Origin of the sequence: Eubacterium sp. 3_1_31, assembly GCF_964249515.1 — a bacterium.
GTDB lineage: Bacteria > Bacillota_I > Bacilli_A > Erysipelotrichales > Erysipelotrichaceae > Longicatena > Longicatena caecimuris.
This window is the reverse complement of the sequence record NZ_CAXUBY010000067.1, coordinates 1-10,231: the sequence shown is the minus strand read 5'-3', so window position 1 is coordinate 10,231 and position 10,231 is coordinate 1. Positions and strand designations below refer to the sequence as shown.

The following is a 10,231-nucleotide window of genomic DNA, read 5'->3' as shown; positions in this document are numbered from 1 at the left end:
ATTAAAACGAACCGCCGTATACGGAACCGTACGTACGGTGGTGTGAGAGGGTGATTTATTTCACCCTACTCGATTTAAGTTCTTGAGTAACACCTCATTTAAATAATTTTATGTGTAAAGAATGATTAAGCCATGATTCCATTTGCTAATAGGCACGTAAGGAGGGATATGCAGATGATGATTTGCATTGCACCAGCGAAACGCATGCGCAATGATATCGCTTATTTAGATGCCCAGGGAACACCTAAGTTGCTAAAGGAAACCAAGCAATTGGCGAAGATTATGCAACAGCAGGATGTTAGTGCTTTACGTCATATTCTTTCCTGTAGTGAACGTATCGCCCAAGAAGCATATCAGATATTCCAAACTATGCAGTTAACACAAAATGTTGTACCGGCCCTGTTAGCCTATGATGGCATTCAATACACGTATATGGCACCGGATATCTTCAGTGATGAACAATTTGCCTATGTGCAAAAGCATTTGCGTATCTTATCTGGTTTTTATGGTGTCTTAAAACCACTGGATGGTGTAGTGCCTTATCGTCTGGAAATTAACAGTCTTTTACGTACAGACACCTTTTGCAATCTCTATGCCTTTTGGCAAGATAAGCTCTATCGTGAACTTATCCAAGAATCCTCTGTCATCGTTGATCTGGCAAGTGCGCAATATAGCCGTTGTATCACACGCTACAAACGTGATGCTATACGGTATGTGAAATGTCGCTTCATGGAAGAAACGAAGGATACTTTAAAAGAAAAAGGTGTCTATGTCAAAATGGCAAGAGGCGAAATGGTGCGTTATATGGCAGAGCACCAGATTACCGATATCGAGGATATCAAGCAGTTTCAAGGTCTTGGCTATCGTTTTCAAGAAGCCTTATCCAGTAGTGAAGAATTTATTTTTACCAGAGCATTTCCCAGGAAAAAATAAAGAGGATTTATAAGATGAGAGTTTTAATATTAGGTCCTCTCATATGTTTACTCGTACTTCTTAGCGTCTTCAAATAAAACAGGATAACATCAAGATGTAAAGACAATTTAGGATATGCCTTAACATATAAGAAAAGAAGGAAACAGATATACCATTTCCTTCTATTTTTATTATCTTTCTTCCCTATGTGTTTTGTAACAGTATTGATCGTTTCCTTATCAATACCATCCCACCTGCATGTGGAAGATCTATGCTTCTTTCATGGAATCAAGGATGCTTTCTACTAAATTATCAACTTCATTTGCATTGTTGTCATTTAAGGCAGAAATCATATTGACTTCACTGTTAAGAATGCTCATCTGTTTCATCTCTTCATCCAAGAATTCTTTCATCAAAGAACCGGATTTTGGTGCCCAAGAACCATTTTCAATGATACCTACGGTACGCTTCTGTAGATTTAATGCCTTCATATGCATCAGATAATCATGCATTACCGGATAAATACCTAGATTATAGGTAACACTTGCTAAAACGATATGACTATATTTAAAGGTTTCACTGATGAGGTAGGATACATGGGTATTTGATACATCATATAAGGCAATGTTGGTCATGCCTTTTTCTGCCAGTTTCGCAGCTAATACCTGAGCAGCACTTTCAGTATTTCCATACATAGACGCATAAGCAATCATCACACCGCATGTTTCTGGTTCATAACGACTCCATTTATCATATTTATCCAATAGATAGCCAAAGTCATTGCGCCATACCGGTCCATGTAGCGGACAGATATAGTGGATATCCAAGGTGGAGGCTTTCTTTAACAAGGCTTGTACATGTGGACCGTATTTACCAACGATGTTGGTATAATAGCGACGAGCATCATCAATCCAATCACGGTCAAAGTTCACTTCATCATTAAACAGTTTGCCATCTAAGGCACCAAAGGAGCCAAAGGCATCGGCAGAGAAGAGAATGCCATCGGTTGTATCAAAGCTAACCATTGCTTCCGGCCAATGGACCATAGGAGCTTCCACGAAGACGATGTTATGTTTACCGAAGCGAAAGGAATCGCCTTCTTTCACAGTCATGGTCTTATCATCAACATCAAAGCCAAACTGATGCATCAACATGATACTTTTCTCTGTGGAAATGATGGTAACATTTGGATAACGCAACAAGATTTCTTCAATGCTGGCACCATGATCAGGTTCCATATGATTAATTACCAAATAATCTAAGTCACGGCCATCTAATACATGTTCCACATTTTCTAAGAACTGACGGCAGATGGACCAATCTACGGTATCAAAGAGAACGGTTTTTTCATCCAGCAGCAAATAGGAGTTATAGGATACGCCGCGAGGAATCGGATGAATATTTTCAAATAGTGCTAAGCGATGGTCATTACCGCCTACCCAATACAGATCATCTACAACTTTTCTTACACAATACATACGTCTTTTTCCTCCTATTCAATCTCGATGAAGTTTTCTTTTTCTTCACCGCATTCTGGACAAATCCATTCTTCTGGTAGTTTATCAAAGGTTGTTCCTGCAGGTACATCACTTGCCGGATCGCCGATTTCCATATCATATTCATAGCCGCAGCCACTGCAGATATAGCGTTTATAAGAAGGTCCTTCTTTCTTGATAAATGGACGTTTCATCTTCTTCATTGGTGGAGCCGGCTGTTTTACACCCGTATCCAAAGCTTCCGCTAACAAAGGTAAGATTTCCATCAAATCACCTACAATACCATAATCGGCATTCTTAAAGATTGGAGCGTTTGGATTGTTGTTGATGGCAACGATGGTTGTCGCATCCTTAATACCTTTTAAATGCTGACCGGCACCGCTAATACCACAAGCTACATATAGATTGCCGCTAAACTTCTGTCCACTCATACCAACATAGCGATTTAATGGCACATATTTCAAAGTTTCCGCAACCGGACGAGATGAACCAATCGCAGCACCTAGTGATTTAGCAGCTTCTTCAATTAATTTCATGTTTTCTTTTGCCCCAATACCTTTGCCGGCACTGATCACACGTTCCGCATCGACGATTGGAGTATCCATCGCAATACCTACACTGAAATCATAACCATCTTTCTTCAATGCTTCAACTAGTTTTGCGACTTGTTCTTTTGGTGTGCCATCACGGAAGATCATTTTCTTACGTTCACCGGTAATGGATGTTTTTTTCCGTTTTGCCTTACCATCTTTTTTCATCTTACCGATGATATGGGACGCAATAACAACACGCTGAATCTCATTGGTACCTTCATAGATTGTACAGATTTTCGCATCACGATAAGCACGTTCGACTTCCATACCCTTTAAATAGCCACTTCCGCCAAAGATCTGTAAAGCATCATTGACAACCTCTAAGCAGATGTCTGAGGTATATTGTTTAGCCATAGCACTCTCCATGCCATAAGGTTCATGGGCTTCTTTTAATTCAGCAGCACTGTAAACAAGGAATCTAGCACAGCGTAATTTGGTTGCCATATCAGCTAGTTTAAAGGAAATTGCCTGTTGTTGGGCAATTGGTTTGCCAAACTGAATACGCTCTTTTGCATATTCTAAAGCATGTTCATAAGCACCCTGAGCAATACCTAATGCCTGTGCAGCAATTCCGATACGACCGCCATCAAGCGTAGCCATTGCAATCTTAAAGCCTTGTCCTTCTTTACCTAACAGGTTTTCTTTTGGTACTTTTACATTATTAAAGATTAATTCCGCAGTGGAAGAAGAGCGAATGCCCATCTTATCGTAATGATCTCCAAAGGTGAAGCCTTCCCATCCTTTTTCAACGATGAAAGCAGAGATACCATGTGTTCCGGCATCCGGATTTGTTGAGGCAAAGACAACATACGTATCAGCTACCGGCGCATTGGTAATAAAGATTTTACCACCGTTTAAGATATAATGATCACCCTCTAATACTGCCGTTGTTTCTGTTCCACCTGCATCACTACCGGCATTTGGTTCTGTTAACCCAAAAGCACCAAGTTTTTCACCCTTTGCTAAAGGTGTTAAATATTTCTGTTTTTGTTCTTCATTACCAAACGCAAAAATTGGATAGCTTCCTAAAGATACATGTGCTGATAAGATGACACCGGTTCCTCCATCAACTCTGGATAATTCTTCTACTGCAATCGCATAGCTTAAGACATCTGCTCCTGCACCGCCATATTCTTTGGGATAAGGCAAACCCATCATTCCCATGTCGGCAAATTTGGCAATTGCTTCGCTAGGGAATTCATTTTCCTTATCTAGCAAAAAGGCAATTGGCTTTACTTCGCTTTCCGCAAATTCGCGTACTTTTTTCCGTAGGTCTTCTTGTTTCTTGGTTGTTTGAAAAAGCATGTACATTTCCTCCTTATTTACACAATGCCAGTCATGAAGAGCTTCATGAGCAACCATAGGTTGAGAATTACATTTAATTAAAATTAAGAATTAAAATGAAATGTATTCTCACTTTCTGGTTATACAATATCAGAATGTAAGCGCTTTGTATAGCGATATGCACCAGCGAATTTTTCTTATGACAAAGTATGAAGATTTGGTGGTATTAGAATGCTGCTATTAAATTCTTATTAGGTAAGGCAGTGTTCATTTTATAACCGATAGATCGTTTTACTACTTGAATGAAAGTATAAGAACAATTACCACACAGGAACGAATAACCGATTCCCTATGAAAGTAGGAGAGCAATTATCCAAACAGGAGCTAACCATATGAAAGTATGAGAACAATTACCATTACAGGCACCAGTTGACCATTTTTTAAAAGCATCGTTTCTTTTTTGTTCAGGCGAATGCAACAGCGAGTTAACAGGCAGAATAATTGACAGTGAGGAATTAGTTTCGTATTCTATAACCGATGAAACAGGAGGATTCCTATGTTAGAAAGAAACGGTGTAGTATATTATATTCTTGGCTCACATATTCAATGCGGTAAAGTGAGCGATATCAAAATAGAGAAGGGAGAGCTTTTTTTTCTGATTGATACGTATGTCCTATGCGATGAGGATAATTGGATCGCTGAGGAAGAAATTGGCAAGAGTGTGTTTTTTACGGAAGTAGAAGCGCAACAACATTATGGAAGTGGTCATAGCTTGCCTACCTGTTGTTGTGGATGAGGAAGATGATGAAGGTGAATGAAAAGTAGAAGGGTTGATAAGTAGAAGGGTTGATAAGTAGAAGGGTTGATAAGTAGTTGGGAAAAGAAAAAGTCCTAAAAGATGAACGTAAAGATGAAGATGAAAATAAAGAATTTGTTGTTATGCAGGGAGGAAACGGTAGCTTAGGCAAAAGGAAGAAAACGGTATGAGAAACTTGCATGATATAGAATGAGCGATAGCGTAAAAAAGATTTCTGATAAGAAAAAGGTTTTTGGTCGTAAGAAAGCAATTTAACTAATCTAGGATGTGAAAGAATTGTGACATGAGTTTAGCTGGCACGTAAGCTTTCGCTAAAATGTGCTATAATGAAAGCAGTTAAGGAAGTGATGTGCATGGAACAAGAATCCTTGTTTTATCAGGATTTACAAGATCCTTTGGCAAGTCGATTACGACCACAGAGCTTAGAAGATTATGTAGGGCAAAAACATCTGATTGGTAAAGGAAAGGTCCTATGGAATCTAATTGAAAAAGATCAAGTAACCAGTATGATTTTCTGGGGTCCACCCGGTGTTGGTAAGACAACTTTGGCTAGGATCATCGCTCATAAGACACAATCCCGCTTTATTGATTTTAGTGCTGTCACAAGTGGCATACGAGAAATCAAACAAGTCATGAAAGAAGCAAGTGATGCCAGAGCGTTTGGAAAACGAACTATTTTATTCGTAGATGAGATTCATCGTTTTAACAAGGCACAACAGGATGCTTTTTTACCTTATGTGGAAAAAGGCAGCATCATCTTAATTGGAGCGACAACGGAAAACCCTTCCTTTGAGATTAATTCTGCCCTCTTATCGCGATGTAAAGTATTTGTTTTAAAAGGTTTGGAAACCAGTGATTTAGTGGAATTATTACAACATGCGTTACAGGATGAAAAAGGCTTTGGAACTTTAAATGTGCAGATGGAAGATAGCATGTTGGATATGATTGCCCAGTTTGCCAATGGAGATGCCAGAGTCGCTTTGAATACCTTGGAAATGGTCGTATTGAATGCAGAAAAAACAGATGAAGGGTATCTTGTCACAAAAGAAACGCTGGAGCAGTGCATCCATCAAAAATCCTTATTGTATGATAAAAAAGGGGAAGAACATTATAATCTGATCAGCGCTTTGCATAAATCCATGCGCAACAGTGATGTGCAGGCAGCTATTTACTGGCTTGCACGTATGTTAGAGGCTGGAGAAGATCCATTGTATGTGGCAAGAAGATTGGTACGCTTTGCCAGTGAGGATGTTGGTATGGCTGATAGTCGGGCACTAGAAATCTGTGTGGCGGCATATCAGGCATGTCATTTTATCGGGATGCCTGAATGCAGTGTACATCTGACACATGCTGTTACTTATTTATCTTTAGCACCTAAAAGCAATGCTTTATATATGGCTTATGAACATGCGAAAGAAGATGCCTTAAAGATGATTAGTGAACCAGTACCACTACAAATTCGCAATGCGCCGACTAAATTAATGAAGGAACTTCATTATGGGGAAGGATACCAGTATGCGCATGATTATGAGGATAAGCTGACAACCATGCAATGTTTGCCACCTACTTTACAGGGAACGATTTATTATGAACCTACCATGCAAGGTTCTGAGAGTAAGGTCACTGCACGTATGAAGCAGATTGAGGAATGGCGCAAGAAGCATAAGTGATATATAAAAAATATGGCATAAAAAGGAAGAATAGGTCATTTTCTGCATGAAAAAGGGAAATCATTAATATGTTCTTTCCGTTAGAAACATGCTATACTTGTGTTAGTTAAAGATAACATCATAAAGACACTGTGTATGGTTTTAAAAATCATGGACATAGTAAAAAAGGAGGACTTGAATATGAATGAGAAAAGAAAATTAGTATTGGTAGGTACCGGCTTTGTCGGTATGAGTATGGCATACAGCTTCTTAAACACTGGCGGTATCGATGAATTGGTTTTGATTGACGTTAATCATGATAAAGCCGTAGGAGAAGCGATGGACTTACAGCATGGACTTCCTTATGCACGTGGAAAAATGACGATCAAAGCTGGTGGTTATGAAGAATGTAAAGATGCAAGCATCGTTGTGATTACAGCCGGTGTTACGATGAAGGAAGGCGAAAGTCGTCTGGATATTGCGGCCAAAGACACGATGATCTTAAAAAGCGTGACCGAAAATATCATGAAATCAGGCTTTGATGGTATTATTGTAGTTGCCAGCAATCCGGTTGACAGCATGACCTATGTTGCTCAAAAAGTAAGTGGTTTACCAAAAGAAAGAGTTATTGGTTCTGGTACGATCTTAGATACTGCCAGATTGCGTTATCTGATGAGTGAATATCTGGATGTATCTTCCAGCAATATTCATGCCTATATTATGGGAGAACATGGAGATTCCAGTTTTGTACCTTGGACAAATGCCTATGTTGGATGTAAGAATTTGTTAGATATTCTGGATGAACAAGGTAAAGACTTAAGTGATCTGCATGAAATTTATACACAGGTACAGCAGGCTGGTTATGAAATTATCAAACGGAAACGTTCTACGTATTATGGAATCGGGCTTTCTTTGAATCGTTTGGTACATGCTATCTTGGATGATGAAAATGTAATCTTAACAGTCTCTGCATATCAGGAAGGTGAATATGGCCAGGAAGGCTTATATATTGGTGTTCCTGCTATTATCAACCGCAATGGTATTCGTGAAATTGTGAAATTAGAATTAAATGAAGTTGATCAGGCGAAATTTGATGCTAGCTGTGAAACATTGCGCAGCATCAACACAGGAACGATTGACCCATTGTTATAATTGATGAGCTCTCTTGGCAAACGTTAGCAGCGTTTGAACGGAGAGCTTTTTCTTTCTTTATGGGAATGTGAAAGTTCTTAGTAAAAGGGCAAAAAGGACGATCGATTGCTATACACATGCCATCATAAAGGTATAGCGCATAGGGGGGATAAGAAGGCGTGTTACTATCTCTATAGGAGTAGTTTGTGTAAGGATGAAACATTTCATCTAGGTTCTGATGTCAATTGTAACTTTGCAAGTGTATGGATTTATGCTATGATAACAGCGTTAAAATGGTAAAAGGTTATTGTTAAAAAGCAATGGTAAGGCCTTTTACAATCGTGATAAAGTAGTATGAAAAGGGGTAATCGAAGATGAATAAGGCAATGATTTCGACATGGAAAATGTCGTATGATGGAATGCTGAAGGCAAAAGATATATTGCAGCAGGATGGCTCTGTACAGGCGGCAATCTTAGCTGCTATTCAGGATGTAGAAGCTAGAGAAGAATTTATCTCTGTTGGACATGGCGGTTTGCCGAATGCGCAGGGACATGTGCAGTTGGATAGTGCTTATATGAATGGAAATACGCTTGGTTTTGGTGGTATCATCGAAGTTGAAAATGTTGAAAGTCCAATTGCGGTAGCGGCTAAGCTAAGTGATTATAAAGTAAATTGTTTACTGTCAGGCAAGGGTGCGGAGGCCTTTGCACAAGAAGAAGGTTTTGCTTTTCAAAATCACATGACGCCTCAAAGTAAAAAACGATGGCAAGATAAACAAAAAGAAGACATGGAATTAAAAGCATATGAAGGACATGATACAGTTTGTGTGCTAGGAAAGTGTCAGGATGAGCTAGCAGCAGGAGTATCTACCAGCGGATTGTTTATGAAACATGAAGGACGTGTAGGAGATTCTCCAATCATCGGTTCCGGTTTTTACAGTGATGCCCTGTATGGAAGTGCTGCAGCTACCGGATTGGGAGAAGATATCATGCGTGGATGCTTATCCATTCGCATAGTCGATGCCATGGCAGCAGGTATGTCTGTACAAGCAGCCGTCGATACAGTATTAGATGCACATGTAAAACGCATGCAGATGGCCAATCGTACCTGTGATGCGATCAGTGTGATTGCTATGGATAAGGATGGGAATTGTGGCGCTTCCACAAATATTTCAGAATTTCCATATGTTGTCATTCAAGAAGATGACATCAAGTTAATGGTTGCGACTTATCAAAATGGAAAGCATGACAACTTTGAAGCAGATGCCGCATGGATAAAGCAATATACCGGAGATTAGGTATACATGCGCAAAAAACAGATTTAAAGCTTTTAGGTATGCTGAAAGCTGATTGGAAATGATATAAGCAATAAGAAAAAACGTAGCATGAAAAGATATGATCACTTCTAAGTAGACAACGTAAATAAAGAAAACGTTGTCTATAAAAGAAATGATGTGCTACGTTTTTTTAAACACTTTTTTATATCTTTTTTTCTTTTTGTCATCTTTTCAATCATGAAGGGCTTATTAGAAATCAGTTGAAAGAAATGCTTACATAAACACTATCGATAATAGCTAACCTTTTCAGGATCATACTGATCAATTCTTGTCTTATCTTCTGCACTGTATCCAACAGCAACGACAGCAACAGGCAATAGATGATCTTTTAAATGGAAATACTCTTTAAACTTGCTAATGCGCTCTTTTGAAGGGCCAACAGCACACCAACAAGTGCCAAGGCCTTGATGCACACCTTCAATCAACATATTTTCAATGGCAGCGGCAGCATCTACATACAAATATTCATCGACTGGATTTGCGTTGCGATCTCCCATAACGAGAATCGCACAATAGGCTTCTTTCATCATCCCGGTATAAGGCTGAAGCTCTGTCATATGATTTAATGTTTCTCTATTCGTGATGACTAGAAAACGCCAGCTCTGTGTGTTTCTGGCCGTTGGTGCATTCATGGCAGCTCTTAACATTTCTTCTAATTTTGCTTGTTCCACTTCACGATTTTGATAATGGCGAATACTAACACGATTAAATAGTTCCTCTAACATAACATGATGCCTCCTTTTCTATCAGTATAGCACAGAAATGAGAAACATGTATCGCGAATGCATGGTTGATGATAGTATCGTATGATAGAGGAGAAAAGCGATGTTGAAAAAAGCAATTGTCATGATGATTCATAGGAAGATTTTGTTTCTTTACTTGTTCACATCATGATGATATTGAATATGCATAATGTATGAAAAAAAGAGTTCCTGTGAAGTGAACCCAATTATTTGGACAAAAAGTAAATAAGCTAAATCAAGTAGTTAATAAGGATTGATTTCTGTATTGT

At 38.9% G+C, this 10,231-nt stretch carries 8 protein-coding genes; 5 read left to right on the top strand and 3 right to left on the bottom strand.

The features are described from left to right. Positions 1-174: 174 nt before the first annotated feature. Positions 175-933 (top strand): peroxide stress protein YaaA, encoded by a 759-nt coding sequence (yaaA, locus tag ACESSZ_RS15695; RefSeq protein ID WP_008687390.1) that lies wholly within the window; start codon positions 175-177, stop codon positions 931-933. Positions 934-1,181: 248 nt separating this feature from the next. On the opposite strand, the gene ACESSZ_RS15690 is transcribed toward yaaA, so the two are convergent. Continuing rightward, the gene (locus ACESSZ_RS15690; protein WP_008687391.1) at positions 1,182-2,390 is read right to left on the bottom strand and encodes an FprA family A-type flavoprotein; all 1,209 of its coding nucleotides are present in this window, start codon (positions 2,388-2,390) and stop codon (positions 1,182-1,184) included. 14 nt (positions 2,391-2,404) lie between these two features. After that, positions 2,405-4,306 (bottom strand): acyl-CoA dehydrogenase family protein, encoded by a 1,902-nt coding sequence (locus ACESSZ_RS15685; RefSeq protein ID WP_008687394.1) that lies wholly within the window; start codon positions 4,304-4,306, stop codon positions 2,405-2,407. A gap of 535 nt (positions 4,307-4,841) precedes the next feature. On the opposite strand from ACESSZ_RS15685, the gene ACESSZ_RS15680 reads away from it, so the two are divergent. The 4 genes from ACESSZ_RS15680 to ACESSZ_RS15665 all read left to right on the top strand — a co-directional run bounded on the left by ACESSZ_RS15680 (position 4,842) and on the right by ACESSZ_RS15665 (position 9,180). Then, positions 4,842-5,081 (top strand): hypothetical protein, encoded by a 240-nt coding sequence (locus ACESSZ_RS15680; RefSeq protein WP_008687395.1) that lies wholly within the window; start codon positions 4,842-4,844, stop codon positions 5,079-5,081. 374 nt (positions 5,082-5,455) lie between these two features. Continuing rightward, complete coding sequence (locus ACESSZ_RS15675) at positions 5,456-6,772, top strand: replication-associated recombination protein A (protein WP_008687397.1); 1,317 nt, start codon at positions 5,456-5,458, stop codon at positions 6,770-6,772. Positions 6,773-6,952: 180 nt separating this feature from the next. Further along, positions 6,953-7,903 carry an L-lactate dehydrogenase gene (locus ACESSZ_RS15670; RefSeq protein ID WP_020991126.1) on the top strand — a complete coding sequence of 317 codons (951 nt, stop codon included), beginning with the start codon at positions 6,953-6,955 and terminating at the stop codon, positions 7,901-7,903. Positions 7,904-8,256: 353 nt separating this feature from the next. Continuing rightward, positions 8,257-9,180, top strand: coding sequence for an isoaspartyl peptidase/L-asparaginase (locus ACESSZ_RS15665; protein ID WP_008687400.1), 924 nt, complete (start codon positions 8,257-8,259; stop codon positions 9,178-9,180). Positions 9,181-9,443: 263 nt separating this feature from the next. Here the strand turns inward: ACESSZ_RS15665 and ACESSZ_RS15660 are convergent, their stop codons facing one another. Next, on the bottom strand, positions 9,444-9,944 hold the full coding sequence (locus ACESSZ_RS15660) for a nitroreductase family protein (protein WP_008687402.1): 501 nt from the start codon (positions 9,942-9,944) through the stop codon (positions 9,444-9,446). Between the last annotated feature and the right edge of the window lie 287 nt (positions 9,945-10,231).